General features: G+C 68.7%; 22 protein-coding genes and 5 pseudogenes. 18 read left to right on the top strand and 9 right to left on the bottom strand.

The genetic code is table 11. The annotated features are described in order from the left end of the window. Positions 1-9 precede the first annotated feature (9 nt). The 6 genes from A6A40_RS26670 (at position 10) to A6A40_RS26650 (ending at position 5,349) form a co-directional block, all read left to right on the top strand. A complete protein-coding gene (locus A6A40_RS26670) occupies positions 10-357 on the top strand; it encodes an HNH endonuclease (protein ID WP_108548844.1) in 348 nt (115 codons plus the stop codon). 54 nt (positions 358-411) lie between these two features. Continuing rightward, positions 412-579, top strand: coding sequence for a hypothetical protein (locus A6A40_RS31030; protein ID WP_167562533.1), 168 nt, complete (start codon positions 412-414; stop codon positions 577-579). A gap of 120 nt (positions 580-699) precedes the next feature. Next, positions 700-951 carry a hypothetical protein gene (locus A6A40_RS26665; protein WP_042690341.1) on the top strand — a complete coding sequence of 84 codons (252 nt, stop codon included), beginning with the start codon at positions 700-702 and terminating at the stop codon, positions 949-951. Between the two features lie 151 nt (positions 952-1,102). Further along, positions 1,103-1,528, top strand: a complete 426-nt coding sequence (locus A6A40_RS26660) for an OsmC family protein (RefSeq protein ID WP_108548843.1) — start codon at positions 1,103-1,105, stop codon at positions 1,526-1,528. 237 nt (positions 1,529-1,765) lie between these two features. Continuing rightward, positions 1,766-2,977, top strand: coding sequence for an ABC transporter substrate-binding protein (locus A6A40_RS26655; RefSeq protein WP_108548842.1), 1,212 nt, complete (start codon positions 1,766-1,768; stop codon positions 2,975-2,977). 8 nt (positions 2,978-2,985) lie between these two features. Next, positions 2,986-5,349, top strand: a complete 2,364-nt coding sequence (locus A6A40_RS26650) for an ATP-binding protein (protein ID WP_236784060.1) — start codon at positions 2,986-2,988, stop codon at positions 5,347-5,349. Between the two features lie 34 nt (positions 5,350-5,383). Here A6A40_RS26650 and A6A40_RS26645 read toward each other — a convergent pair whose 3' ends face one another. Beyond that, on the bottom strand, positions 5,384-5,629 hold the full coding sequence (locus A6A40_RS26645; RefSeq protein ID WP_174718555.1) for a hypothetical protein: 246 nt from the start codon (positions 5,627-5,629) through the stop codon (positions 5,384-5,386). 252 nt (positions 5,630-5,881) lie between these two features. Here A6A40_RS26645 and A6A40_RS26640 point away from each other — a divergent pair, with 252 nt between their 5' ends. The 12 genes and pseudogenes from A6A40_RS26640 to paaK form a co-directional block, all read left to right on the top strand. Continuing rightward, complete coding sequence (locus A6A40_RS26640) at positions 5,882-6,709, top strand: Crp/Fnr family transcriptional regulator (protein WP_108548840.1); 828 nt, start codon at positions 5,882-5,884, stop codon at positions 6,707-6,709. 367 nt (positions 6,710-7,076) lie between these two features. Continuing rightward, entirely contained in the window at positions 7,077-8,090 is a 1,014-nt protein-coding gene (gene paaA / locus A6A40_RS26635) for a 1,2-phenylacetyl-CoA epoxidase subunit PaaA (RefSeq protein WP_108548839.1), read from the top strand. A gap of 24 nt (positions 8,091-8,114) precedes the next feature. Next, a complete protein-coding gene (paaB, locus tag A6A40_RS26630) occupies positions 8,115-8,402 on the top strand; it encodes a 1,2-phenylacetyl-CoA epoxidase subunit PaaB (RefSeq protein ID WP_108548838.1) in 288 nt (95 codons plus the stop codon). Further along, the gene (paaC, locus tag A6A40_RS26625; protein ID WP_108548837.1) at positions 8,402-9,169 is read left to right on the top strand and encodes a 1,2-phenylacetyl-CoA epoxidase subunit PaaC; all 768 of its coding nucleotides are present in this window, start codon (positions 8,402-8,404) and stop codon (positions 9,167-9,169) included. Before paaB ends, paaC begins: the two co-directional genes overlap by 1 nt. A 7-nt stretch (positions 9,170-9,176) precedes the next feature. Further along, positions 9,177-9,685, top strand: a pseudogene (gene paaD / locus A6A40_RS26620) (1,2-phenylacetyl-CoA epoxidase subunit PaaD); the annotation flags it as partial. Between the two features lie 69 nt (positions 9,686-9,754). After that, complete coding sequence (paaE, locus tag A6A40_RS26615) at positions 9,755-10,834, top strand: 1,2-phenylacetyl-CoA epoxidase subunit PaaE (RefSeq protein WP_108548836.1); 1,080 nt, start codon at positions 9,755-9,757, stop codon at positions 10,832-10,834. Positions 10,835-10,874: 40 nt separating this feature from the next. After that, complete coding sequence (paaN, locus tag A6A40_RS26610; protein WP_108548835.1) at positions 10,875-12,554, top strand: phenylacetic acid degradation protein PaaN; 1,680 nt, start codon at positions 10,875-10,877, stop codon at positions 12,552-12,554. Continuing rightward, positions 12,551-13,342, top strand: a complete 792-nt coding sequence (paaG, locus tag A6A40_RS26605; protein WP_108548834.1) for a 2-(1,2-epoxy-1,2-dihydrophenyl)acetyl-CoA isomerase PaaG — start codon at positions 12,551-12,553, stop codon at positions 13,340-13,342. The genes paaN and paaG overlap by 4 nt, the downstream gene beginning before the upstream one ends. Next, positions 13,342-14,841: pseudogene (gene paaH, locus A6A40_RS26600) on the top strand (3-hydroxyacyl-CoA dehydrogenase PaaH); the annotation flags it as partial. The gene paaG and the pseudogene paaH, both read left to right, overlap by 1 nt. 155 nt (positions 14,842-14,996) lie before the next feature. Continuing rightward, the gene (gene paaI, locus A6A40_RS26595) at positions 14,997-15,455 is read left to right on the top strand and encodes a hydroxyphenylacetyl-CoA thioesterase PaaI (protein WP_108548833.1); all 459 of its coding nucleotides are present in this window, start codon (positions 14,997-14,999) and stop codon (positions 15,453-15,455) included. Then, a complete protein-coding gene (pcaF, locus tag A6A40_RS26590) occupies positions 15,448-16,656 on the top strand; it encodes a 3-oxoadipyl-CoA thiolase (RefSeq protein WP_108548832.1) in 1,209 nt (402 codons plus the stop codon). The genes paaI and pcaF overlap by 8 nt, the downstream gene beginning before the upstream one ends. Positions 16,657-16,718: 62 nt before the next feature. Next, a pseudogene (gene paaK / locus A6A40_RS26585) lies at positions 16,719-18,009 on the top strand (phenylacetate--CoA ligase PaaK); the annotation flags it as partial. A 101-nt stretch (positions 18,010-18,110) separates the two neighbouring features. On the opposite strand, the gene A6A40_RS26580 reads toward paaK, so the two are convergent. From A6A40_RS26580 to A6A40_RS26550, 8 genes and pseudogenes are all read right to left on the bottom strand, one after another. Continuing rightward, on the bottom strand, positions 18,111-18,764 hold the full coding sequence (locus tag A6A40_RS26580) for a MarC family protein (RefSeq protein ID WP_108548995.1): 654 nt from the start codon (positions 18,762-18,764) through the stop codon (positions 18,111-18,113). Positions 18,765-18,873: 109 nt separating this feature from the next. Beyond that, the gene (locus tag A6A40_RS26575; RefSeq protein WP_014189500.1) at positions 18,874-19,686 is read right to left on the bottom strand and encodes an IclR family transcriptional regulator; all 813 of its coding nucleotides are present in this window, start codon (positions 19,684-19,686) and stop codon (positions 18,874-18,876) included. Between the two features lie 113 nt (positions 19,687-19,799). After that, positions 19,800-20,390, bottom strand: a pseudogene (locus tag A6A40_RS31860) (AAA-type ATPase lid domain-containing protein); the annotation flags it as partial. 1 nt (position 20,391) lies between these two features. Next, positions 20,392-20,640, bottom strand: a pseudogene (locus tag A6A40_RS32510) (sigma 54-interacting transcriptional regulator); the annotation flags it as partial. A 1,103-nt stretch (positions 20,641-21,743) separates the two neighbouring features. Beyond that, positions 21,744-22,556, bottom strand: coding sequence for an IclR family transcriptional regulator (locus tag A6A40_RS26565; RefSeq protein WP_014189500.1), 813 nt, complete (start codon positions 22,554-22,556; stop codon positions 21,744-21,746). Between the two features lie 84 nt (positions 22,557-22,640). Continuing rightward, positions 22,641-23,849, bottom strand: coding sequence for an ABC transporter substrate-binding protein (locus tag A6A40_RS26560; protein WP_108548831.1), 1,209 nt, complete (start codon positions 23,847-23,849; stop codon positions 22,641-22,643). 166 nt (positions 23,850-24,015) lie between these two features. Next, positions 24,016-24,738: an ABC transporter ATP-binding protein gene (locus A6A40_RS26555; protein ID WP_108548830.1), complete on the bottom strand. Its 723-nt coding sequence runs from the start codon at positions 24,736-24,738 to the stop codon at positions 24,016-24,018. Further along, positions 24,731-25,498 (bottom strand): ABC transporter ATP-binding protein, encoded by a 768-nt coding sequence (locus A6A40_RS26550; protein WP_108548829.1) that lies wholly within the window; start codon positions 25,496-25,498, stop codon positions 24,731-24,733. The genes A6A40_RS26555 and A6A40_RS26550 overlap by 8 nt, the downstream gene beginning before the upstream one ends. Positions 25,499-25,513: the final 15 nt, after the last annotated feature.

Below are 25,513 nucleotides of genomic sequence, written 5' to 3'. Positions count from 1 at the left end.
GAGAGCGCCATGCCCGTCACGCCGGACGATGCCACGCTGATGGACGTCCAGCAGGGCGGGCGCTGCTTCTTCTGCGACGGGCCGGTGGGGGCGAAGGCGACCGTCGACCATCTGATCCCCCAGGCCTATGGCGGGATCGACGGTCCGGCCAACGCCGTGCTGGCGCACCGCCGCTGCAACCAGCGCAAGGGCGACCGGCTGCCGACCGGCGAGGAGCTCGACCGCTTCTTCGCGCTGCGCCGTTCCAGCCGGCTCGGCGTCTGGCCTCCCCTGCAGGCTCTGCGCGAGGTGGCAGACTGGAGCGGCGACACTGAGCGGTGGATGGCGGTGGCACAGGCGATCGCACGGGAACGCTAGGGCGCCCGATCCGGTTGAGGGAAGGACACCTTATAGAATGGGAGCTTCCCCCCGATGACCGGTTCGCAGAACAAGCAGCCCCACACCGAAGAGACCGTCCGCCACACCGAGGGCGAGCAGAACACCGGCAATCACAAGAAGCCCGATGCCCCCGACGCCAAGGGCGCCGACCGCTTCGGCGGCACCCGCGCCGGTGCCGAGAATGTCGAACCCAAGACGTAAGCCGCGGGGATAAGGCCTTTTCGGGCTGGCATCGCATGCCCGGCCTGTGCGAGATCCGGGGGCCGGCGCCCAAAGACGCCCTGTCCGAGGCAACCGCCCCCACCCCGCACCCGTGACCCGATGGCCCCTTCGATCTTCAAACGCTACAAGCTGCATTTCACCCGTCCCCTGCCGGGCCTTCGCCCCGGCCGGCCGGAACGGGACGCCATGGTGGAGCGCGTGCGGCGGCTGGCCAGCGAGAACGGCATGGCCGGCGACCTGCACACCATCGCCCCCAATGCCGGCTTCGGCATCCTGGAGGTCCGCTGCACCGAACGGCTGGCCCGCCGCCTGTCCGACCTGTCGGAAATAGAGACGGTCCAGGAAGCCTGACTGCCGCACTGGACTGCCGCACCTGACCGGCGCCGGTTGAACGCGAAGGTGTTATGCCGCTGGCCGCTGCGTCCCGCCGCCCTAGGTCAGGCCCGACCGGTCCCGACTTGCGGGCCGGAACCACCATGACCTGAGAGGGGGAGACACCGACATGACGATGCGGCAATCGGACGCCGAATGGCGCGGCGACCTGAAATCGGGCAGCGGCAAGATGCGGCTGGGCAGCGGCGCCTTCGAGGGGGCCTATTCCTTCCCGTCGCGGTTCGAAAACGGACAGGGCACCAATCCGGAGGAGCTGATCGCCGCGGCGCATGCCGGCTGCTTCTCGATGGCGCTGTCCGCCGGGCTCGCCCAGGCCGGTCACACCCCGACCCGCGTCCACACCACCGCCAGGGTCCATCTGGAAAAGGCCGGCGCCGGCTTCGCCATCAGCCGGATCGAGCTGGCGTGCGAGGCGGAGATCCCCGGCATCGACGAGGCCGCCTTCCAGGAACAGGCAGCCGGCGCCAAGGCCAACTGTCCGGTGTCGAAGGCGCTTGCCGGCACCGAGATCAGTCTGACCGCCAAGCTGGTCTGACACCGCAGCGACCGATGCACCGCGCTTGACCGGGCGGCGCATCGGTCTCCTCGGCGTAGCGCCTGGGATAATAAAAGCCCCAGCGAAGATGAAGCCGGCGGAAAGGCAAGGGAGTCCTCCCCGCCGCCGCTCGGCCGAAGGACAGATTGACCCAGCAGCTTCCGCCCACCCATAGTGCCGCGTTCCGCGCGCGGAAGCCCCCGTCTTCCGTCCGCCGTATCGATCGAACGACGGACAATGTTTGCCGCAGCCACCCGCCTTCTTAAGCCAGCCCTTCTTCTGCTTGCCCTCGCGTGGGCTGCATCGGCGGCTGCAGCCGAGGCCGTCGGGCCGGCGACCGGACAGGACCCGGTCATCCTGGCGCTTGACGGCGAATTCGGGCTGACCAACAGCACCTCGGCCGAAGCCATCGAGCGCGGCATCCTGACCGCCATCGACGACATCAACCGCGGCGGCGGCGTGCTGGGCGGCCGGCCGCTGGCCCTGATCACGCGCGAACACCGGTCGATCTCCGCCCGCGGCATCAAGAACATCCGGGAACTCGCCACCATCCCCGATCTGATCGCGGTGTTCGGCGGCCGGTTCAGCCCGGTGGTGATCGAGCAGCTGCCGGTCCTGCAGCAGACCCGCACCCTGTTCCTGGCGCCCTGGTCGTCGGCGGACGGCATCGTCGACAACGGGATGGAGCCCAACTACATCTTCCGCCTGTCCCTGCGCGACGGGCTGGCCATGCCCTTCCTGCTGACGCGCGCCGCCGACCGCGGCCTGACCCGCGTCGGGCTTCTGCTGACGAACACCGCCTGGGGGCGCTCCAACCTGGAGGCGGCCAAGCGCCATCTCGCCGGGCGCGACAGCCCGGCGATGGTCGGCACCGCCTGGTACAACTGGCGCGACCGCTCGCTGATCGACAAGTATGAGGGGTTGGCGGCCGCCGGCGCCCAGGCGATCCTGCTCGTCGCCAACGACGACGAGGCCGCCGTGCTGGTGCGCGAGGTGGCGGCTCTGCCGCCCGGCCGGCGGCTGCCGATCCTCAGCCATTGGGGCGTCACCGGCGGCGATTTCACAGGCCAGGCCGGACCGGCCCTGCAGGAGGTCGACTTCAGCGTGATCCAGACGGTCAGCCCCTTCCGCATCCCGCCCGAACGGCTGGCTCCGGTGCTGGAGACGGCGGGGCGCCTGTTTGGCATCCACCGGCCGGAGGACATCGTGTCGCCGGTCGGCTTCCTGCACGCCTACGACCTGACCCGCATCCTGGCGCTGGCGATCGACCGCGCCGGCACCACCGATCGGGCCGCCGTCCGCGACGCGCTGGAGCAGGTCGGCCCCTATCGCGGGGTGATCCGCGATTTCGAGCGCCCTTTCGCTCCCGGCCGGCACGAGGCGCTGGGACCGCAAGACCTGCTGATGGCGCGTTTCCGCGCCGACGGCGTGCTGGTCCCGGTGGAATGAGGGCGCGGATGACCGGACCCGATCCCCACCGCTTCCCGAGCGCCATCCCCCCGAGCGCCATTCCAAGCGCGACACAGCGGATGCTGACCTCCGGGCGTCTGGCCCGCCGTTTCGCGCTGGTGTCGCTGATGCTGGGCGTGCTGATCGCCATCCTGATCGGCGCCAGCCTCTATGTGGTGTCGAGCCGCCATCTGGCGCGCCAGCATCTCGCCAATGTGGAGGCGAACGCAAGCCTCGCCGCCCGCCAGACCGAAGGGCTGCTCGACACGCTGGTCACCACCATGCGCGATTTGGCCGGCAACAGCGTGCTCGCCACGGCGCTGGTCGATTCCGCGGGCAAGGAAACCTATCTGGTCCCCTTCCTGGGCAGCTTCAACCACATCGCCAGCGTGCCGGTGGCCATCCTCTTCACCGATTTCGAAGGGGAGCGGATCGCCGACAACGGGCGTCGGTCAGGCACGCTGTCCATGGTTCCCGCCGACATGACCTGGCTGCGTGCGGCCATCGCCGCCGGGAAACCGGCCGCCACCGTGATCCGCCAGGACGATACCGAGTACCTGCTGGCGGCGGAGATGCTGATCTATTCCCGCACGAGGTCGCCGGAAGGGGCACTGCTCTACAAGGTGCCGCTCGACTCCCTTGTGCTGCATCCGGAAGCGGACCTACTGCACGCTTCTGAAGAGCCGCCGCCGCTGGCCCCGGACATGATCGCGGTGACCGTCCCGCTCACCGTGCCGGACCGGCTTTCGGCGCTTGGATTGCAGTTGCGGCTGAAGGCACCGGGCACGCGGGCCGCCACCCTGCTGTCCTGGATGCTGCCGGCATACGGGCTGGTCGCCGCCGCTGCCCTGCTGGCGATCTATATCGGCAGCCGCGCCGTCGGCACCCACATGACACGGTCCCTGCGCGAGCTGGAAAGGCTGGCGGGCGCCATCGCCACCGACGGTTTCACCGGTCAGCGCGCCCAGGTGCGCGGCAACGACGAGGTGTCGGCACTGGCCCGCGGCTTCAACGCCATGCTGGACCATATCGCGGCGATCCAGCGCGAGCGCGAGATGCGCGCGGCGGAGGAGATCACCATCCAGCGCACGCTGGCCGAACGGGCCGAACAGGCGCGCGCCGAGGCCGAGAGCGCCCGCAACGAGGAGGAACGCTCGCGGCAGGAGGCGGTGATGGCGCTGATGGTGGCCGAGCGCGCCAACGCCGCCAAGACCCATTTCCTGGCCGCCGCCAGCCACGATCTGCGTCAGCCGGTGCAGTCGCTGGTCCTGCTGACCTCGGCGCTGGCGCTGAGACTGGGCGACCATCCCGCCTCCGCACTGGTCGGCAGCATCGAGGCGTCGATGGATGCGCTGTGCCGGCTGCTCGACGCCATCCTGGACATCTCGAAACTGGATGCCGGCACCGTCTCCCCCAACGTGCAGACGGTGTCGCTCGGCGCCATCTTCGCCCGGCTGGAAGAGGAGTACCGGCTCCGTGCCGCGGAGAAGGGCATCGCCTTCCGCAGCGTGCCCACCGGCGTGACGCTGACCGCCGACCCGGCCCTGCTGGAGCGGATCATCCGCAATCTGGTGGAGAACGCGCTGCGCTACACCGACCGGGGCCGCATCCTGCTGGGGTGCCGTCACGGCCGCGGGCGCTTGCGCATCCAGATCTTCGACACCGGCATCGGCATCCCGCCGGAGCATCTGGAACGCATCTTCCACGAGTTCTACCAGATCTCCAACCCCACCCGGGACCGCGGCAAGGGGCTGGGGCTGGGGCTCGCCATCGTCGACCGGCTGGCCCGGCTGCTGGGATACCGGGTGCATGTCGCATCCCGGCCCAACCGCGGCTCCTGCTTCACGCTGGAAATCCCGATGCCGGCCCTGCCCCCGAAGCCCGCCGCCCCTGCGGCGGAAACCGCGGCCGATGCCCCGCAACCGGGACGCGGCATCGCGCTGGTGATCGACGACGACCCGCTGGTGCGCGAGGGGCTGACCCTGCTGATCGAGGATCTCGGCTGGCGGGCGATCGCGGCGGACAGCGCCGGCCATGCGCTCCACCTGTTGCGGGACCAGCCGCGCCCGCCCGACCTGGTGATCGCCGACTACCGTTTGGAGGCGGGGGCCACCGGGCTGCAGGCCATCCACGCGGTGGAGGCGGCGCTGACGGAACAGGGGCAGGCATCGCCGCTCAGCGTCGTCCTGACCGGCGACACGGCGCCCGAACGCATCGCCGATGCCCAGGCCAGCGGCTACCGCATCCTGCACAAGCCCATCGCCGCCAAGGAGGTGGCCCAACTGCTGAGCGACGCGCTGCTGGATGGGCCCGGTCGCGATCCCGCACCAGAGGGCGCCGGCCGCCGCAACCCAGCCATCCTGCCGGGCTGAGCGCGCCGGCCGGCCGCTTCCCGTCCTCTGCGCGCTAACCGCTCCGTGACTGCGTAGCGGCATCGACCTGGAGGGCGAGCCGCTCTATGGCGCGCACCGCCATGTCCTGGGGGCGGGCCGGATCTCGTGTCTCCTGCCGCTGATGGGCCGCCGCGGCATCCTCCAGCGCGCCCCGAGCCTCCTCGACCGTGAAGAGGCCCTTTTCAACCATCGCGATCACCAGCGATTCACAAATCGAGAGAGCGGCCATGCCCGCCGCCTCTTCCTCCGCCGTCATCATACCCCCCGTCCGGTTGTTCCTTGCACCACCCCGATGTCGGCGCTGCCTATCCGACATCGCAAAAGGCATAGGATCAACAGAGGGGCCTGTGGCGCGTCACACCACGTTCGAAGAAAATCTCAGGGCGATTAACCTATGTTGTAGCCCGTTTTGACGAAAGCCCTAAACGTTCGACACCACGCGGAACCGGTTGAACTTCGCATGTGTTCATCAAGATGCCAATATTAGGACAAAGAAGGCAAAGAGACGATCATGACTCGCGCCCTGGCGAGCCGCGCCCTCGAGCCCACTCCATTGTGGCTCAAATTGAGCAGCTACCTCGTTCTGTCGGATGAGGAAAAATTGTACCTTTCCGATCTTGAGAGGACAATCGTGCGTGAGCCGCCCCGGACGGATCTTCTCCAGCAGGGCGAAAGATACCGGGATGTCCGTATCATGCGCGACGGCTGGGCGATCCGTCACAAAGCCTTGCCCGACGGCCGCCGCCAGGTGGTGAACTTCGTCCTGCCCGGCGATCTCATCGGCATGTATTGCACGCTGTTCGAATCCGCCGACCACAGCGTCACCACCCTGACCGCGGTGGAAGTGGCGAGCTTTCCGCCCGAACGGATCGGCGAACTTTTCCGCTCCTTTCCCCGCCTTGCCGCCGCCCTCGCCTGGTCGGGCGCGCGGGAGGAGGCCATCGTCGCCGAACGGCTGCTCAGCCTGGGCCGGCGCACCGCTCTGGAGCGCACCGCCCACCTGATCGTGGAGCTTCTGCGCCGGCTCAGCATCGTCAACATGGCGACCGACGGACATTTCGTGCTGCCGGTGACCCAGGAGATCCTGGCCGACGCGCTGGGACTCAGCATCGTCCACATCAACCGCACCCTCCGCCGCCTGCGCGAAAGCGGCCTGATCGAATTGAACGGCCAGCGCATCACCGTCAACGACGTGCGGCAGTTGGCCTCCATCGGCCAGTTCGACGAGCTCTACCTGCACCTGATCCGTGCGCCCCGCCGCCTGGAACGCGCCTTCTCCGCCGCCCACCATCACCAGAACGGCGCCCGCCCGGACGGCGATGAGCGCGCGAAGGCTTGAAGNCATGCGTCCCCCTCACCCTAACCCTCTCCCGGGGGGGGGAGAGGGAAATACCCAACCCCTTCGCTAACCCATCCCCACGGTAGCGCCCCTCCCCATCCGGCGCGCCTTTTCCGCATCGCACAAATTCCGGAAAACCATACCGTCCGTGTATCGGCGAATGCCTCCACCCATCCTTTTCCAGCAGGACGCAGCCCCGGCTCCATCCCGCCAATAGAATCTAACTATTTGATAAAAAATGCTTTCCTCCACTCGCACCACCCCACGCCAGAAGCGACACATAATTCTGCTTTACAGTCGTTGATCTGTATCATATTTTTCCTTCAGAAATTGTTCGCTGGACGCGCAATCCATTTCGGGGATGCCGATGTACACGCAAGGCTTGGATGCCAAGACCGACCAGGGCGCTCAACCGTCTCCCCGGCTGGTGACGGAGCAGGAAGCCGCTCTCCAGGGCCGCTTCCAGGAGCGCGTCGACGCCGAGGAGAAGATCGAGCCGCGCGACTGGATGCCGGAAGGCTACCGCCGCACGCTGGTCCGCCAGATCTCGCAGCACGCCCATTCGGAAATCGTCGGCATGCTGCCGGAAGGCAACTGGATCACCCGCGCGCCGACGCTGCGCCGCAAGGTGGCCCTGCTGGCCAAGGTGCAGGACGAGGGCGGGCACGGCCTCTACCTCTACAGCGCCGCCGAGACGCTGGGCGTGTCGCGCGACGAGCTGGTCGGGCAACTGCTGTCGGGCAAGGCCAAGTACTCCAGCATCTTCAACTACCCGACCCCGACCTGGGCCGACATCGGCGCCATCGGCTGGCTGGTCGACGGTGCGGCGATCATGAACCAGGTGCCGCTCTGCCGCTGCTCCTACGGGCCCTATGCCCGCGCCATGGTCCGCATCTGCCGGGAGGAAAGCTTCCACCAGCGCCAGGGCTACGAGCTGATGCTGGCGCTGGCCCAGGGCACGGCGGCGCAGAAGCGGATGGCGCAGGACGCGCTGAACCGCTGGTGGTGGCCGTCGCTGATGATGTTCGGCCCGTCGGACGACCAGTCGGCCCACTCCGCCCAGAACATGGCCTGGAAGATCAAGCGCTTCTCCAACGACGAGCTGCGCCAGCGCTTCGTCGACGCCACGGTGCCGCAGGCGGAGTTCCTGGGATTGACCATCCCGGACCCGGAGCTGCGCTTCAACGCCGAAACCGGCCATTACGAATTCGGCGCCATCGACTGGACCGAGTTCAACGAGATCCTGAAGGGCAACGGCCCCTGCAACCGCGAGCGCATCGAGGCCCGCCGCAAGGCGTGGGACGACGGCGCCTGGGTGCGCGAGGCCGCCGTCGCCCATGCGACCAAACGCAAGCAGCGCGCCCTCAAGAAGGCCGGCTGACAAGACTCCCGAGGGGAAGAGACCATGGATCGCAAGGACTGGCCGCTGTTCGAGATCTTCATCCGGCCGAAGAACGGATTGTCCCACAAGCATGTCGGCAGCCTGCACGCCGCCGACGCCCGCATGGCGCTGGACAACGCCCGCGACGTCTACACCCGCCGCGGCGAGGGCGTCAGCATCTGGGCGGTCCCCGCAGCCAGCATCGCGGCGTCGGACCCGGCGGAGAAGGCCAGCCTGTTCGATCCGGCCGACGACAAAATCTACCGCCACCCGACCTTCTACGACATCCCCGCAGACGTGAAGAACATCTGATGAGCACAGATCTTCTCAAAGAAGCCCTGTTCGCATACACGCTGCGGCTGGGCGACAGCTCGCTGGTGCTGGGGCACCGGCTGTCGGAATGGTGCGGCCATGCGCCGGAGCTGGAAGAGGACATCGCGCTGACCAACGTCGCGCTCGACCTCGTCGGCCATGCCCGCATGCTGCTGACCTATGCCGGCGAGTTGGAGGGCAAGGGCCGCGACGAGGACCGCCTCGCCTACCGCCGCGACGTCTTCGACTACCGCAACCATCTGCTGGTCGAGCAGCCCAACCGCGACTTCGGCCACACCATCGTCCGCCAGTTCCTGCATGATGCCTGGGCGGTGGAGCTGTATGAGCGGCTCTGCGCCTCCAAGGACGCCACGCTGGCCGGCATCGCCGCCAAGGCGGTGAAGGAGGTGAGCTACCATGTCCGCCACAGCGGCGACTGGCTGGTGCGGCTGGGCGACGGCACCGACGTCAGCCACGCCAAGGTGGCCGACGCGCTGGGTCGCCTCTGGCCCTACACCGGCGAGATGTTCGAACGCGACGAGGCCGAACAGGCTCTGGTCGCCGCCGGCATCGTCCCCGACCCGGCCGGGCTGAAGGCCGCTTGGGCCGCCCGCGTCGAAGCGGTGCTTGAGGAGGCCACCCTCGACCGCCCGGCCGACGGCTGGATGCAGAAGGGCGGCCGCCGCGGCGAGCACAGCGAGCATCTCGGCTATCTGCTGGCCGAGATGCAGTTCCTGCCGCGCGCCTATCCCGACGCGAACTGGTGAGGATGCCATGCCGGATGTAGCGGGCTGCTGGGGACCGGAGCCGGGCGCCGATGCGGTCGTGAAAGCCGCCTGGGACGCGCTGGCCGGGGTGATGGATCCGGAGATTCCGGTGCTGAGCATCGTCGATCTCGGCATCGTCCGCGCGGTGTCCGCCGATGCGGACGGCCGGCTGGCGGTGGCGCTGACGCCGACCTATTCCGGCTGTCCCGCCACCAACGTCATCGTGCTGGAGGCGGAAACCGCGCTGGCCCGTGCCCACCTCGACGCCCGCGTCTCGGTGGTGATCGCCCCGCCCTGGACGACCGACTGGATCAGCGACACCGGCCGGGAAAAGCTGGCCGAGGTCGGCATCGTCCCACCGCCGCACTCCGGCAAGCGCGCCCTGACGGCACCGGACGAGGTGATCGCCTGCCCGCGCTGCGGCTCGCAGGACACCCGGCAGATCAGCCGCTTCGGCTCCACCGCCTGCAAGGCGCTGCACGCCTGCAACGCCTGCCTCGAACCGTTCGACGTGTTNAGGTGGGGGAGGGTTAGGGAGGGGGCAAACGCTTCAACCACTCAACCGGCCCGACCGAGGACCACCCCATGACCAGCCCCAGCTTCCACCCGCTGACCATCCGCGAGTGCCGCCGGGAGACCGCGGACACCGTGTCGATCGCCTTCGACGTGCCGGCCGATCTCGCCGACCGCTTCCGCTTCGTCCAGGGCCAGTACCTGACGCTCAAGACCCGCATCGGCGAGGAGGAGGTGCGGCGCTCCTACTCCATCTGCTCCGGCGTGGGTGACGGCGAGCTGCGCGTGGCGGTGAAGAAGGTCGATGGCGGCCTGTTCTCCACCCACGCCAACCAGTCGTTGGCGCCGGGCGCGGTGCTGGAGGTGATGACGCCGATGGGGCGCTTCCACACCCCCGTCGATCCGGACGCGTCCCGCACCTATGTCGCCTTCGCCGCCGGCAGCGGCATCACCCCGGTGATGTCGATCCTGAAGACCGTGCTGGCGCAGGAGCCGAAGAGCCGCTTCGTGCTGGTCTACGGCAACCGCACCGTCTCCTCCATCATCTTCCGCGAAGAACTGGAGGATCTGAAGAACCGCTACATCGGCCGGCTTGTCATCCACCATGTGCTGAGCCGCGAGCCGGAAGAGGCCGGGCTGCTCGGCGGGCGCATCGGCGCCGGTCTGGTGCGCGAACTCTGCGCCGGTCCCTTGAAGGCGGAGGACATCGACGCCGCCTTCCTCTGCGGCCCCCAGCCGATGGTGGAGGAGGTGCGCGACGCACTGGCCGACTGCGGCATGCCGGCCGCGAATATCCATGTCGAGCTGTTCGGCACCACGACCGCCGCGCGGCCCTCGGTCAGGAAGGTGGCGACCGACACGCCGACCGACGCCGCGACCATCGCCATCCTTCAGGACGGCAAGCGCAAGGAATTCACCCTGCCTTACGACGGCGAGAGCATCCTCGACGCCGCCCACCGGCACGGCGCCGACCTGCCCTATTCCTGCAAGTCCGGCGTCTGCTGCACCTGCCGCGCCAAGCTGCGCGAAGGCAAGGTCGAGATGGCCGAGAACTACTCGCTGGAACCGTGGGAGGTCGAGGCCGGCTATGTCCTGACCTGCCAGTCGCGCCCTCTGACCGAACGGGTCGTCATCGACTTCGACGCCGCCTGAGCAAAGACAGCCAACAACGACAACAAGGAAACGCCCCGCCATGACCACCACCCCGCAGAGCCTGTTCGAGACGCATGAGGCGACGCTGCAGAAGGCCGTCGAGGCCTGCCGCAGCCGCGCCTACTGGTCGGCCTTCCCCGAAATGCCGAGCCCGCGCGCCTATGGCGAGACGGCGGCGGTGGATGGCGAGGCGGCCTTCGCGGCCTATCGCGACAAGCCCTTCGAGCTGGACCAGCCGGGCGTCATCGGCACGGTGGGCGGCGAGCGCTCGCCCTTCGGTTTCGACCTCGGCATCAGCTACCCGGTGTCGGACGTCGAGGCTCTGGTGACTGCGGCCAAGGCGGCGATGCCGGGCTGGCGCAAGGCCGGGCCGAACGGCCGCGCCGGCGTCTGCCTGGAAATCCTGAAGCGGCTGAACGCGCGCAGCTTCGAGATCGCCAACGCGGTGATGCACACCACCGGGCAGGCCTTCATGATGGCCTTCCAAGCCGGCGCCCCGCACGCCCAGGACCGTGGGCTGGAGGCGGTCGCCTATGGCTGGAAGGCGATGACCGACCAGGCCCCGGCGGCGCGCTGGGAGAAGCCGCAGGGCAAGAACCCGCCGCTGGTGATGGACAAGCGTTTCGAGGTGGTCGGCCGCGGCGTCGGGCTGGTCATCGGCTGCGCCACCTTCCCGACCTGGAACGGCTATCCCGGCCTGTTCGCCAGCCTCGTCACCGGCAACGCGGTGATCGTGAAGCCCGGCCCGACCGCCATCCTGCCGCTCGCCATCACCGTGCGGATCGCGCGCGAGGTGCTGGCGGAGTGCGGGCTCGACCCCAACCTCGTCACGCTGGCCATCGGCGACACCATCGCCAAGGATCTGGCTCTGCGGCCGGAAGTGGCGGTGATCGACTACACCGGCTCGACCGGCTTCGGCGACTGGCTGGAGCGGAACGCCCGCCACGCCCAGGTCTACACCGAGAAGGCCGGCGTCAACAGTGTGGTGATCGATAGCACCGACGATCCCAAGGGCATGGTGCGCAACCTCGCCTTCACGCTCAGCCTCTATTCCGGCCAGATGTGCACGACGACCCAGGTCATCTTCGTGCCCAAGGACGGCATCCAGGCCGGCGGCGAGCACATGACTTTTAATCAGGTGGTCTCGGCCCTTGCCGGCGGCGTCGACAAGTTCCTGTCCGACCCGGAGCGCGCGGTCGAGGTGCTGGGCGCCATCCAGTCCGACGCCACGCTGGCCCGCATCGACGAGGCGGCGAAGCTCGGCACCGTCGTGCTGCCGTCGCGAACCATCGCCCATCCGAAATTCCCGGACGCCCGCATCCGCACGCCGCTGATCCTGACCATGGATGCGGATGAGGAGGACAAGTACGGCCATGAGCTGTTCGGCCCGATCTCCATCATCGTGAAGACCGACAGCACCGCCGACAGCCTGGAACGCGCCGCCCGCCTGACGCGGACCAAGGGCGCGCTCACCACCGGCCTCTACAGCACCGACCCGCAGTTGATCGAGCAGGCGACCGACCTGTTCGTCGAGGCCGGCGTCGCCCTGTCGGTGAACCTCACCGGCGGCGTCTTCGTCAACCAGTCGGCGGCCTTCAGCGACTTCCACGGCACCGGCGCCAACCCGGCGGCGAATGCCGCGCTGTGCGACCTCGCCTTCGTCGCCAACCGCTTCCGCGTGGTGCAGAGCCGCGTTCCGGTGCTGGAGGCCGCGCAATGAGCGACAAGACGATCCTCCTCGACATCGCCGACGGCGTCGCCACCGTCACGCTGAACCGGCCGGACCGGCTGAACAGCTTCACCGCGGCGATGCATGAGGAGCTGCGCGAGGCCATCGCCGAACTGCGCGACGACAAGGCGGTGCGCTGCCTGCTGCTGACCGGGGCCGGGCGCGGCTTCTGCGCCGGGCAGGATTTGTCCGACCGCGCCGTCGCGCCGGGTGCCCAGGGGCCGGATCTCGGCGCCTCGATCGAGACCAACTACAACCCGCTGGTCCGCAGCCTGCGCGGCCTGCCGATGCCGGTGGTCTGCGCGGTGAACGGCGTCGCCGCCGGGGCCGGGGCCAACATCGCGCTCGCCTGCGACATCGTTCTGGCGGCGCGCTCGGCCAGCTTCATCCAGGCCTTCTGCAAGATCGGGCTGATCCCCGACAGCGGCGGCACCTGGACCCTGCCGCGTCTGGTCGGCCATGCCCGCGCCATGGGCCTCGCCATGCTGGGCGACAAGCTGTCGGCCGAGCAGGCGGAAGCCTGGGGCATGATCTGGAAGGCGGTCGATGACGACAAGCTGGCGGCGGAGGCCGGGGCGCTGGCCCGCCAGCTCGCCACCCAGCCGACGCACGGTCTCGCGCTGATCAAGCGGGCGCTGAACGTCTCGCTGGACAACGACCTGAACACCCAGCTCGATCTGGAGCGCGACCTCCAGCGCGAGGCCGGCCGCACCCAGGATTACCGCGAGGGCGTGGCCGCCTTCGTGGCCAAGCGCGCCCCGAAGTTCGAGGGACGGTGATGGCGGCGCTCGATCCCTCCGTCACCGTCGCGGTGGTCGGGGCCGGCGCCATGGGCCAGGGCATCGCCCAGGTCGCGGCGCAGGCCGGCCACCCGGTCCTGCTGGTCGACAGCCGCCCCGGCGGCGCCCAGGCCGCCGTCGAGTCCATCGCCAGGGCGCTGACCGCGCTGGTCGAGAAGGGCAAGCGCACGGCGGCGGAGCGTGACGCCACGGTGGACCGCCTGCGCGCGGTGGACGGCCTGTCCGACCTCGCCCCCGCCGGTCTGGTGGTGGAGGCCATCGTCGAGGATCCCGACGTCAAGCGCCGCCTGTTCGCCGAGCTGGAAGGCATCGTCGGGCCTGACGCCATCCTCGCCACCAACACCTCGTCGCTGTCGGTCACCGCCATCGGCGCCGGGGTGCGGCGGCCGGAGCGTCTGGCCGGGCTGCATTTCTTCAACCCGGCGCCGCTGATGGCGCTGGTCGAGATCGTCAGCGGCCTCGCCACCGATCCGGCGGTGCTCGACACGCTATTCGACACGGCGAAGGCGTGGGGCAAGAGCCCGGTTCGCTGCCGCTCGACCCCCGGCTTCATCGTCAACCGCGTCGCCCGCCCCTTCTACGCCGAAGGGCTGCGTCTGGTGCAGGAGCAGGCGGCCGATCCCGCCACCATCGACGCCGTCGTCCGCGAGGCCGGCGGCTTCCGCATGGGGCCGTTCGAGCTGATGGATTTGATCGGCCACGACGTGAACTTTGCCGTCACCCGCTCGGTCCATGCCGCCTATTTCGGCGACCCGCGCTTCCAGCCCTCGCTGATCCAGCAGGAGCTGGTCGAGGCCGGGCGTCTCGGCCGCAAGACCGGCCGCGGCTTCTACGACCACAGCCCCGGTGCCGCCAAGCCGATGCCGCGCAGCGCCGAGCCGGCCGCCAAGCCAGAGCGCGTGACCGTGCAGGGCGACCTCGGCCCCGCCGCGTCCCTGGCCGGGCTGCTGCGCGAGGCCGGCATCGCGGTGGAGGAAACCGCCGGCAGCGGGGTGCTGCTGGTGGACGGTATCACGCTGGCCCTGACCGACGGCCGCACCGCCACTGCGCGAGCGGCGGAGGACGGCATCGCCCCGCTGGTGCTGTTCGATCTGGCGCTGGATTACGCCAAGGCCACCCGCGTGGCTCTGGCCCCCGCCGATGGCACGCCAGCCGAGGCGCTCGCCGTATCCGCCGGGCTGTTCCAGGCGCTGGGCAAGGCGGTGTCGGTGATCGACGACGCCCCCGGTCTGGTGGTGATGCGCACCGTCGCCATGCTCGCCAACGAGGCGGCGGACGCGGCGATGCAGGGCGTCGCCAGCGCCGCCGACATCGACATCGCGATGACCAAGGGCGTGAACTACCCGCTGGGTCCGCTGGCCTGGGCCGAGCGCATCGGCCTGTCCCATGTGCTGGGCGTGCTCGACGCATTGGCCCGCACCTACGGCGAGGACCGCTACCGCGCCTCGGCCCTGCTGCGGCGAAGGATCTCCGCAAGCNCGGGGAGGGGGAGGGGGCCCAAGCGGAGCTTGGGAAGGGTGAGGGGTGATCCAAGACGAACGCACCTGATCCTTGGATCACCCCTCACCCGGCGCCTGCGGCGCCCCCCTCTCCCGAGACGGGAGAGGGATTCAAGAAGCAAGGAGCCGCTCCTATGACCACCGCCCCCGACACCCCCCAATCCCTCGCAGAAGCGGTCGGCCGCGGCATGTACGAGCGCGACCATTGCGCCCAGGCCCATGGCATCGAGCTGCTGGAGATCGCCCCCGGCTATGCCCGCATGAGCATGACCGTGCGCAAGGACATGGTGAACGGCCACGACATCGGCCATGGCGGCATGACCTTCACGCTGGCCGACACCGCCTTCGCCTATGCCTGCAACGCGGCGAACGAGGTGACGGTGGCGGCGGGCTGCTCCATCACCTTCCCGGCTCCGGCTAAGCTGGGCGATTTGCTGACCGCCGAATGCCGCGAGGTGCACAAGCGCGGCCGCTCCGGCGTCTACGACGTCACCGTCACCACCCAGGACGGCACGGTGGTCGGCCTGTTCCGCGGCCAGTCGGCGCGCCTCGCCGGCAGCGTGATCCCCGTTCCCGGAGCCTCCCATGCGTGAAGCCTTCCTCTGCGACGCCGTCCGCACCCCCTTCGGCCGTTACGGCGGCGGGCTGGCCCCGGTGCGCCCGGACGACCTCGCCGCGGTGCCGCTCCGCGCCCTGATGGAGCGCAACCCCGGCGTCGAATGGTCCGCCGTCGATGACGTGATCCTCGGCTGCGCCAATCAGGCCGGCGAGGACAACCGCAACGTCGCCCGCATGGCGGCGCTGCTGGCGGGATTGCCCGACGCAGTGCCCGGCACCACGGTCAACCGCCTCTGCGGCTCCGGGATGGACAGCATCGGCATGGCCGCCCGCGCCATCAAGGCGGGCGAGGCCGAGTTGATCGTCGCCGGCGGCGTGGAGAGCATGACCCGCGCCCCCTTCGTCATGGGAAAGTCCGACAGCGCCTTCTCCCGTCAGGCCGAGATCTTCGACACCACCATCGGCTGGCGCTTCGTCAACTCAGCTATGAAGGCGAAGTTCGGCATCGACAGCATGCCGGAGACGGCGGAGAACGTCGCCGCCGACTACGGCATCTCCCGCGCCGACCAGGACGCCTTCGCCGTCCGCAGCCAGCAGCGCGCCGGCCGCGCCCAGGAGTCCGGCCGCCTCGCCCGCGAGATCGTCCCGGTCAGCATCCCGCGCCGCAAGGGCGAGCCGACCATCGTCGCCACCGACGAGCATCTGCGCCCCGACACCACGCTGGAGGCGCTGGCCAAGCTCTCCACCCCCTTCCGCAAGGAGGGCGGCAGCGTCACCGCCGGCAACGCCTCGGGCGTCAATGACGGCGCCGCCGCGGTGATCGTGGCGTCCGCGGACGCCGTGAAGCGCTACGGCCTGACCCCGCGCGCCCGCGTCGTCGGCACCGCGGTGGCCGGCGTGGCGCCGCGCGTGATGGGCATCGGCCCGGCGCCTGCAACGCAGAAGCTGCTGGCCCGCCTCGGCCTCTCCATCGGCGATATCGACGTGATCGAGCTGAACGAGGCCTTCGCCGCCCAGGGCCTCGCCGTGCTGCGCATGCTGGGCCTGCCCGACGATGCCGAGCATGTGAACCCCAATGGCGGCGCCATCGCGCTGGGCCACCCGCTGGGCGCCAGCGGCACCCGTCTGGTCGCCAGCGCGGTGATGGAGCTGGAGGACCGCAAGGCGACCCGCGCGCTCTGCACCATGTGCATCGGCGTCGGCCAGGGCATCGCCATGATGGTGGAGCGGGTCTGAAGGGTATTGGGCTTCACCGGCCGCCAAGCGCCGGGCATCAGTACGAAGGGGAGAAACGCACCATGTCCATCGTGACCGACAGCGGCGTGAACCAGACCAAGCCCGGCATGGACCGCTACGAGTTCGCCAGCCGCGACGAGATCACGGCGATGCAGACGGAGCGGCTGGCATGGTCGCTCCGCCATTCATACGCCAACGTCGACTCCTTCCGCGCCAAGTGCGAGGCGAAGGGCGTCCATCCCGACGACTTCAAGGATCTCAAGGATCTGGCGCTGTTCCCCTTCACCGTGAAGGACGATCTGCGCCGCGCCTATCCCTACGGCATGTTCGCCGTGCCGATGGAGGACATCGTCCGCGTCCATGCCTCCAGCGGCACCACCGGGCGGCCGACGGTGGTCGGCTACACCAAGGGCGACATCGACGTGTGGTCGGAGGTCGTCGCCCGCTCCATCCGGGCGGCGGGCGGCACGCGCAACGACATCGTGCACATCGCCTATGGCTACGGCCTGTTCACCGGCGGCCTCGGCGCCCATTACGGGGCGGAGCGGCTGGGCTGCGCCGTGGTGCCGATGTCGGGCGGCCAGACCGAGAAGCAGGTCCAGCTGATCCAGGACTTCAAGCCGACCATCATCATGGTCACGCCGTCCTACATGCTGAATATCGCCGACGAGATGCGCCGCCAGGGCATCGACCCGCGCAGCACCAGCCTGCGCGTCGGCATCTTCGGCGCCGAGCCCTGGACCGGCGCGCTGCGCGAGGAGATCGAGCGCACCTTCAACATCCATGCGGTGGACATCTACGGCCTGTCGGAGGTGATGGGGCCGGGCGTGGCATCGGAATGCGTGGAGACCAAGGACGGCCCGGTGATCTGGGAGGACCATTTCTATCCCGAGATCATCGACCCCGACTCAGGCGAGGTGCTGCCCGACGGCTCCTACGGCGAGCTTGTCTTCACCACGCTGACCAAGCAGGGCATGCCGGTCATCCGCTACCGCACCCGCGACCTGACCCGGCTGCTGCCGCCGACCGCGCGCGGCATGCGGCGGATGGACAAGATCACCGGCCGCTCCGACGACATGCTCATCATCCGCGGCGTGAACGTCTTCCCGACCCAGGTCGAGGAGCTGATCTGCAAGATCCCGGCGCTGGCCCCCCATTATGAGCTGGTGGTCAGCCGCGACGGCCACATGGACAACCTCGCCGTCCGGGTGGAGATGCATGACGGCATCCATCCGTCGGAATGGGACGGCCACGCCCGGCACCTGCAGCACTCGATCAAATCGCTGATCGGCATCAGCACCCGCGTCGAGGTGGTCGAGCCCGGCGGCATCGCGCGCTCCATCGGCAAGGCCANGGATCGATTCGCTGGCGCCCAGGAACTGCGAGAAGGAGTATTTGGCCCGGCGCTCATGCGCCAGCTCCTTCCCTCTCCCGGGGCGGGAGAGGGAGAGATCTCAGCCCTTCTGCGACAGCAGCGGGAAGGCGTCCAGAACACCGGTCAGCAGGATCTGGACGCCGACGCAGAACAGCAGGAAGGCGAACAGCCGCGTCAGCACCCGCACCCGCGTCGGGCCGAGGAAGGCGACGATGCGGTCGGCGGAACGGTAGGACAGCCAGATCAGCGCGGCGATCGCCAGCGCCGCGCCCGACATGCCCAGGAAGAACTCGATCAGCCCGTCACCCCGCGTCGGGCGGGTGGATCCCAGCGCGATGGCGACCGAGATGGTGCCCGGCCCGGTGGTGAAGGGAATCGTCATCGGGAAGAAGGCCGATTCCGCCAGCCCGTCGCCGTCGCCGGCCGCCTGTTCCTGCTTGCGTGCCTCGTGCCGTTCCGGCGCGGTCAGCAGCGCCCAGGCCCGTTCGGCCACGACGAAGCCGCCCGCGATCCGCAGTGCCGCCATCGACACGCCGAAGAAGTTCAGCACATAGGCGCCGGCCCACAGCGCGGTCAGCATGACGATGGCCGAATAGAGGCTGACCAGCCCGGCCAGCCGCGCCCGGTCGCGTGGACTGCTGTCGGCCGTCACCTGACTGAAGATCAGCGCCATCGCCAGCGGGTTGACGATGGAGAACAAGGCGGTGAAGGCGAGCAGGAAGCTGTCGAGCATGGGATCCGGGGAGTCGGTCGGCTGTCCGAACAGTTAGCTGGGACGGGACAATGCTGGCAAGGGCGGCGTTGCCGTCTCCGGCTTCACCCGGTTCATCCCTTCACCCCGCTCATCCGTTGAACAGCGTGGCGTCGATCCGCCGGACCATCGCCACCAGCCGCGGGGCGAACTCCTCCTCCAGCTTCTGCAGATCGACCATGAAGGCCGGCCCGCCGCAGTTGAAGGCCAGCACCTGCGATCCGTCACGCGGCACGAAGGGAACGCCGACGGCGTGCACCTCCGACTTCCAGGCCCCGATGGAGCGGCAATAGCCGCGCGTCCGGTAATCCTCGATGGCCTGGAGGATGCCGTCGCGGATCTCGGGCCAGCGCTCCCCCTCATGCTCCTCCAGCTTCGCCATCAAGGGTGCCCGCTCCGCCTCCGGCAGGGCGGCCAGATAGGCGCGGCCCATGCCGGTGGTCGACAGCTTGATGTGGGAGCCGACGTCGAGCGACAGGGTGATCGGCCCGGTCGCCTTGCAGCATTCCAGATAGATCATGCTCAGCCGGTCGCGCCCGCCCAATGCCACGGCAAGCCCGGTCTGGTCGGCCAGTTCCTGCATCAGCGGGCGGGCGACCTGCCGGATGCCCATGCCGGACAGGCTGGCATAGCCCAGCGCCAGCACCGAGGTGCCGAGCCGGTATTTGCCGGTGTTCTGGTCATAGGCGAGATAGCCCAACTTGGCCAGCGTGTAGGTCAGCCGCGACACCGTCGGCTTGGGCAGGCCGGTGCGCTGGGCCAGCTCCAGATTTCCCAGCATCGATTCGTTGCGGCGGAAGGCGCGCAGCAGTTCCAGCCCGCGGGCCAGCGCCGTGACGAAGCGCGGGTCCTTCTCGTCCTCCGCCAGATCGTCGGCGACCAGAGCCTCTTCCCGCCTGCGCATGACACAATCCTCCCGCAACACCTCACAGGACGATCCTGCCAGCGGTCGGCCGGCGCGTCAACGAAACAGCATTTCGTAGTACGAAATTTGCGGCCGGCGGCCGGTGCCCGCGTCTACTGCGTCGCCCCCAGCCCCAGCGTCATCATGCGTTCGTACAGCGACGCGCGCGATATGCCCAGCAGCTTCGCCGCCCGCGCCTTGACGCCGTTGGCCTCTTCCAGCGCGGCGGCGATGGCGTGGCGCTCGGCGGCGTGCAGCACCTCCTGCAACGGCCTCGCCCCCGCCGCCAGCGGCAGGGCCGAGGCGCCGGCCGGGTGCTGCATGCCGGGCAGAACGCTGCGGATGTGCGGCGCGGTCAGGATCGGCGCGTCGGTCAGCGCCACCACCCGCTCCAGCGTGTTGTAGAGTTCGCGCACATTGCCGGGCCAGTCATAGTCGCGCAGCACCTGCACCGCCGACTCCAGAAGCTCGCGCGGCGGCGTGCCCTGCTGGATCGCCAGCTGCTCCAGGATGCGGTCGGCGATGCTCTCGATGTCCTCCGGCCGGTCGCGCAGCGGCGGCAGGGTGATCGGCACCACGTTCAGCCGGTAATAGAGGTCGGCACGGAACTGCTTGTCGCGCACCAGTGCGTGCAGGTCGCGGCTGGTGGCGGCGATGATGCGCACATCGACCCGCACCACCTTGTTGGAGCCGAGCGGCTCGATNGATCTCGTCCAGGAACAGGGTGCCGCCGTTGGCGAGCTGGAACTTGCCCTCGCGGTGGCGGCGGTCGGCGCCGGTGTAGGCGCCGGGGGCGACGCCGAAGAACTCAGCCTCCAGCAGGGTGTCCGGAATGGCGGCGACATTGACGCCGACGAAGGGCTTGGACGCCCGCGGGCTGGCCGAATGGATGGCCTGGGCCAGCAGCTCCTTGCCCGTCCCCGTCTCCCCCAGCAGCAGGACGGTGCTGTCCATCTGCGCGGCGCGGCGGCCCAGACGCTTGATCTCGCGGATCGATTCGCTGGCGCCCAGGAACTGCGAGAAGGAGTATTTGGCCCGGCGCTCATGCGCCAGCTCCTGCTGGGCGCGGGCCAGCTCCTCCTGCATCTTCTCGTATTTGCGGACCAGCGGGCGCAGATACTCGGCGCGGTCGAACAGCACGAAGCCGATGGCGCCGATGATCGAGCCGTCGATGCCGAACAGCGGCATCCGCGTCACCACGAAGGACCGGTCGTCGAACTCCATGATGTCCAGCGGCTGGGGCTGGCCGCTCTCGATCACCCGGCGCAGCTGGCTGTTGGGGATGACGTCCTCGACCTGACGGCCGCGCGGGTCGCCGGGAACCCCCAGCAGCGCCTTGTACTTCTCGTCCATCCAGGCGATGCGGCCAGTGTGGTCGACCGCGACGGCACCGACGCACATGGATTCCAGATGTTCGAACAAGGAGTGCACCGCTCGCTGGCGCAACGCTTCGAAATCGACGGTGTCGCCCACGTCACCCTCCCAGACGGGACCGATCTTCGTCGTCCCGGTGTCGAGGCCCATTGCGGCGCCGGCCTTGGTGCCTGCTGCATTGCAACGCAATTTGCCAACAATATCAGAGGTCAACATAGTAGCCCATCCGTCGGATTAAAGGGAAGGCGCACAGGATCGGGCGGGTGCGCGGGGTCGATCCGCACCCGTTCAACAGACCAGAGCTTGACGGCACGCGCACCGTGGCGCTTTTTTAAAAATGCAACCCGGACCTGTTCTCTACATCCTCCGCCATATCCATTCTATTATTCGCGATTTTCAACCCAAACGAGCAATTGGGCGGAAAAAGGAGGGGGACCTCTCGGTCCCCCCTGGGGGAGTTCGCGGAAATGGGAGGCGGTCTCAGTGCCCGCGCTTGGGCAGCCGATGCAGAATCTCGCCGACGATGCCGCGTCGGAAGACCAGGACGCAGACGACGAAGATGCAGCCGATCACCAGGATCCGGGGAGTCGGTCGGCTGTCCGAACAGTTAGCTGGGACGGGACAATGCTGGCAAGGGCGGCGTTGCCGTCTCCGGCTTCACCCGGTTCATCCCTTCACCCCGCTCATCCGTTGAACAGCGTGGCGTCGATCCGCCGGACCATCGCCACCAGCCGCGGGGCGAACTCCTCCTCCAGCTTCTGCAGATCGACCATGAAGGCCGGCCCGCCGCAGTTGAAGGCCAGCACCTGCGATCCGTCACGCGGCACGAAGGGAACGCCGACGGCGTGCACCTCCGACTTCCAGGCCCCGATGGAGCGGCAATAGCCGCGCGTCCGGTAATCCTCGATGGCCTGGAGGATGCCGTCGCGGATCTCGGGCCAGCGCTCCCCCTCATGCTCCTCCAGCTTCGCCATCAAGGGTGCCCGCTCCGCCTCCGGCAGGGCGGCCAGATAGGCGCGGCCCATGCCGGTGGTCGACAGCTTGATGTGGGAGCCGACGTCGAGCGACAGGGTGATCGGCCCGGTCGCCTTGCAGCATTCCAGATAGATCATGCTCAGCCGGTCGCGCCCGCCCAATGCCACGGCAAGCCCGGTCTGGTCGGCCAGTTCCTGCATCAGCGGGCGGGCGACCTGCCGGATGCCCATGCCGGACAGGCTGGCATAGCCCAGCGCCAGCACCGAGGTGCCGAGCCGGTATTTGCCGGTGTTCTGGTCATAGGCGAGATAGCCCAACTTGGCCAGCGTGTAGGTCAGCCGCGACACCGTCGGCTTGGGCAGGCCGGTGCGCTGGGCCAGCTCCAGATTTCCCAGCATCGATTCGTTGCGGCGGAAGGCGCGCAGCAGTTCCAGCCCGCGGGCCAGCGCCGTGACGAAGCGCGGGTCCTTCTCGTCCTCCGCCAGATCGTCGGCGACCAGAGCCTCTTCCCGCCTGCGCATGACACAATCCTCCCGCAACACCTCACAGGACGATCCTGNCCCAGCGGGGGAGGGTTAGGGAGGGGGTCTAACTCCGACGCCCCCTCACTTCACCAGCGCACATCCGCTCTGCTTCGGGTCCATGAAGGCGGTGTCGGCCGGGATGGTCTTGACAACCTTGTAATAGTCCCAGGGCGCCTTCGACTCGGCCGGAGTCTTCACCTGGACCAGATACATGTCGTGGACCATGCGGCCGTTGGCGGCAATCCTGCCCTTCCTGGCGAACATGTCCTCGACCGGCGTCTCGCGCATCTTGGCGGCGACCTTGTCGGCGTCGTCGGTCTTGGCCGCCTCGACCGCCTTCAGATAGTGCCTCACCGCCGAATAGACGCCGGCCTGCACCATGGTCGGCTTCTTGCCGGCCTTGGCCTCGAACTTTTTCGACCATTCGCGGGTCTGGTCGTCCATGTCCCAATAGAAGCCGGTGGTCAGCATCAGCCCCTGCGCCGACTGCAGCCCCAGCGCATTCACGTCGGTGATGAACAGCAGCAGGCCGGCCAGGCTCTGGCCCGACTGGGTGATGCCGAACTCCGCCGCCTGCTTGACCGCGTTGATGGTATCGCCGCCGGCATTCGCCAGCCCGATCACGTCGGCCCCCGACCCCTGCGCCTGCAGCAGGAAGGAGGAGAAGTCGGCGGTGCCCAGCGGATGGCGGACCGCACCGGCGACTGAGCCGCCCAGCGACTTGACCATCTTGGAGGTCTCCTCCTCCAGCGACTGGCCGAAGGCGTAGTCGGCGGTGACGAAGAACCACTTCTTCTTGCCCTGCTCGTACAGGGCGCGGCCGGTGCCGGCGGCCATGGCGTAGTTGTCGTAGGTCCAGTGGAAGCCGTAGGGGCTGCACTGCGCGCCGCTCAGCGCCGTCGCACCCGGACCGGACATCAGGAAGATGCGCTTCTTGTCCTTGGTGATGCCCTGCACCGCCAGCGCGGCGGCGGAGTTCGGCACGTCGGCGATCACGTCGACGCCGCCGGTGTCCACCCACTCGCGCGCCTTCGACGCGGCGATGTCGGCCTTGTTCTGGTGGTCGGCGACGACGATCTCGATGGCGGCGCCGGCGGCCTTGTTGCCGAACTCCTCAGCCGCCATCCGCGCGGCGATGGCGGACCCCTCGCCGGCCAGATCGGCGTAGATGCCGGAGCGGTCGTTCATCACGCCGATGCGGATGACGTTGTCCGACACCTGGGCGGCGGCCGGAACCGCAGTCCCGGCCAGCGTCAGCAGGGCGGTGCCGGCGAGAAGAAGCGTGCGCATCGGAAGGTCTCTCCCTCTTTGGATTTGTTGTCGGCCGGTCCCCGTCGCGGGAACCCGGAGCCATAATCGGGCAAATCCCCGGCGGTTCGCCGACCCGGCCCCAGGAGCGGGCCCAGGAGCGGACGGGGCGGCGTCGAGGCCGGGAAGGATCGGAAGGCTGGACGGGCTACACGCCGAGATAGGTGTGGAGCTTGTCCATGTTGGCGTTGAGCTGGTCGTTGGGGATCATGTCCACCACATGCCCCTCCTCCATCACGTAATGGCGGTCGGCGATGGTGGCGGCGAAGCGGAAATTCTGCTCCACCAGCACGATGGTGAAGCCGCGCGCCTTCAGCGCCCGCACCGCCACGCCGATCTGCTCGATGATGACCGGGGCCAGCCCCTCGGTCGGTTCGTCCAGCAGGATCAGGGTGGCGCCGGTGCGCAGGATGCGGGCAATGGCCAGCATCTGCTGCTCGCCGCCCGACAGCCGCGTGCCCTGGGTGCTCCCACGGCCCTTCAGGTTGGGGAACAGGTCGTAGATCTGCGGGATCGTCATCCCGCCGTCCTTCACCACCGGCGGCAGCGTCAGGTTCTCGTCCACGCTGAGGCTGGAGAAGATGCCGCGCTCCTCCGGCACATAGCCGATGCCGAGCCGCGGGATCCGGTGCTGGGCCATGCCGATCAGCTCCTGCCCCTGGAAGCGGATGGAGCCGGTGCGCTTGCCCATGATCCCCATGATGGCTCGCATGGTGGAGGTCTTGCCGGCGCCGTTGCGGCCCAGCAGCGTCACCACCTCACCCTGGCGCACCTCCAGGCTGACGCCGTGCAGCACATGGCTCTCGCCGTAGAAGCCGTGGAGGTCGGCGATCTCCAGCATCGCCGTTTTGGTCTGCATCCCGTCAGGCATGTCCGGTCCCCATATATGCTTCCATCACCTGCGGGTTCTTCGAGACGACCTCGTACGGCCCCTCCGCCAGGATCTCACCGCGGCGCAGGACGGTGATGGTGTCCGACAGGTGGGCGACGACCGACAGATTGTGCTCCACCATCAGCACGGTGCGGTCGGCGGCGACGCGCTTGATCAGGGCGGCGGTGCCCTCGATGTCCTCATGGCCCATGCCGGCCAGCGGCTCGTCGAGCAGCATCACCTCCGGGTCGAGCGCCAGGGTGGTGGCGATCTCCAGCGCGCGCTTGCGGCCATAGGGCAGCTCGGCCGCCAGATGGTTGGCCCAGGGGGAGAGGTTGACCGCCTCGATCAGCTCCAGCGCCCGGTCATGCAGGTCGTAGAGCGACGATTCGGACTTCCAGAAGTGGAAGCTGGTGCCGAGCGGCCGTTGCAGGGCCACGCGGACATTCTCCAGCACGCTGAGGTGCGGGAAGACGGCGGATATCTGGAAGGAGCGGACCAGCCCCATCAGCGCGATGTCCGCCGGCTTGGTGCGGGTGATGTCGCGGCCCTTGTAGAGGATCTGGCCGCGGGTGGGGGTGAGGAACTTGGTCAGCAGGTTGAACACCGTGCTCTTGCCCGCGCCGTTCGGGCCGATCAGCGCATGGATGGTGCCCCGCTTCACTTGCAGGTTCACATCCCGAACCGCCACGAAGCCTTTGAACTCCTTCGTCAGGCCACGCGCTTCCAGGATGATGTCGTCGTTCGGTGCGGCGTTCATCGGTCGCGAATTCTC

The organism is Azospirillum humicireducens, from assembly GCF_001639105.2.
In the GTDB taxonomy this organism is placed as follows: Bacteria; Pseudomonadota; Alphaproteobacteria; order Azospirillales; family Azospirillaceae; genus Azospirillum; species Azospirillum humicireducens.
The sequence above is the reverse complement of the archived record's forward strand: the minus strand, read 5'-3'. Positions and strand labels throughout refer to the sequence as shown.

Bases quoted from the DNA above. Each gene is read 5' to 3' on its own strand.
- A6A40_RS26670 (WP_108548844.1), top strand. From the start codon at position 10: ATGCCCGTCACGCCGGACGATGCCACGCTGATGGACGTCCAGCAGGGC.
- A6A40_RS31030 (WP_167562533.1), top strand. From the start codon at position 412: ATGACCGGTTCGCAGAACAAGCAGCCCCACACCGAAGAGACCGTCCGC.
- A6A40_RS26665 (WP_042690341.1), top strand. From the start codon at position 700: ATGGCCCCTTCGATCTTCAAACGCTACAAGCTGCATTTCACCCGTCCC.
- A6A40_RS26660 (WP_108548843.1), top strand. From the start codon at position 1,103: ATGACGATGCGGCAATCGGACGCCGAATGGCGCGGCGACCTGAAATCG.
- A6A40_RS26655 (WP_108548842.1), top strand. From the start codon at position 1,766: ATGTTTGCCGCAGCCACCCGCCTTCTTAAGCCAGCCCTTCTTCTGCTT.
- A6A40_RS26650 (WP_236784060.1), top strand. From the start codon at position 2,986: ATGACCGGACCCGATCCCCACCGCTTCCCGAGCGCCATCCCCCCGAGC.
- A6A40_RS26645 (WP_174718555.1), bottom strand. From the start codon at position 5,629: ATGATGACGGCGGAGGAAGAGGCGGCGGGCATGGCCGCTCTCTCGATT.
- A6A40_RS26640 (WP_108548840.1), top strand. From the start codon at position 5,882: ATGACTCGCGCCCTGGCGAGCCGCGCCCTCGAGCCCACTCCATTGTGG.
- paaA (WP_108548839.1), top strand. From the start codon at position 7,077: ATGTACACGCAAGGCTTGGATGCCAAGACCGACCAGGGCGCTCAACCG.
- paaB (WP_108548838.1), top strand. From the start codon at position 8,115: ATGGATCGCAAGGACTGGCCGCTGTTCGAGATCTTCATCCGGCCGAAG.
- paaC (WP_108548837.1), top strand. From the start codon at position 8,402: ATGAGCACAGATCTTCTCAAAGAAGCCCTGTTCGCATACACGCTGCGG.
- paaE (WP_108548836.1), top strand. From the start codon at position 9,755: ATGACCAGCCCCAGCTTCCACCCGCTGACCATCCGCGAGTGCCGCCGG.
- paaN (WP_108548835.1), top strand. From the start codon at position 10,875: ATGACCACCACCCCGCAGAGCCTGTTCGAGACGCATGAGGCGACGCTG.
- paaG (WP_108548834.1), top strand. From the start codon at position 12,551: ATGAGCGACAAGACGATCCTCCTCGACATCGCCGACGGCGTCGCCACC.
- paaI (WP_108548833.1), top strand. From the start codon at position 14,997: ATGACCACCGCCCCCGACACCCCCCAATCCCTCGCAGAAGCGGTCGGC.
- pcaF (WP_108548832.1), top strand. From the start codon at position 15,448: ATGCGTGAAGCCTTCCTCTGCGACGCCGTCCGCACCCCCTTCGGCCGT.
- A6A40_RS26580 (WP_108548995.1), bottom strand. From the start codon at position 18,764: ATGCTCGACAGCTTCCTGCTCGCCTTCACCGCCTTGTTCTCCATCGTC.
- A6A40_RS26575 (WP_014189500.1), bottom strand. From the start codon at position 19,686: ATGCGCAGGCGGGAAGAGGCTCTGGTCGCCGACGATCTGGCGGAGGAC.
- A6A40_RS26565 (WP_014189500.1), bottom strand. From the start codon at position 22,556: ATGCGCAGGCGGGAAGAGGCTCTGGTCGCCGACGATCTGGCGGAGGAC.
- A6A40_RS26560 (WP_108548831.1), bottom strand. From the start codon at position 23,849: ATGCGCACGCTTCTTCTCGCCGGCACCGCCCTGCTGACGCTGGCCGGG.
- A6A40_RS26555 (WP_108548830.1), bottom strand. From the start codon at position 24,738: ATGCCTGACGGGATGCAGACCAAAACGGCGATGCTGGAGATCGCCGAC.
- A6A40_RS26550 (WP_108548829.1), bottom strand. From the start codon at position 25,498: ATGAACGCCGCACCGAACGACGACATCATCCTGGAAGCGCGTGGCCTG.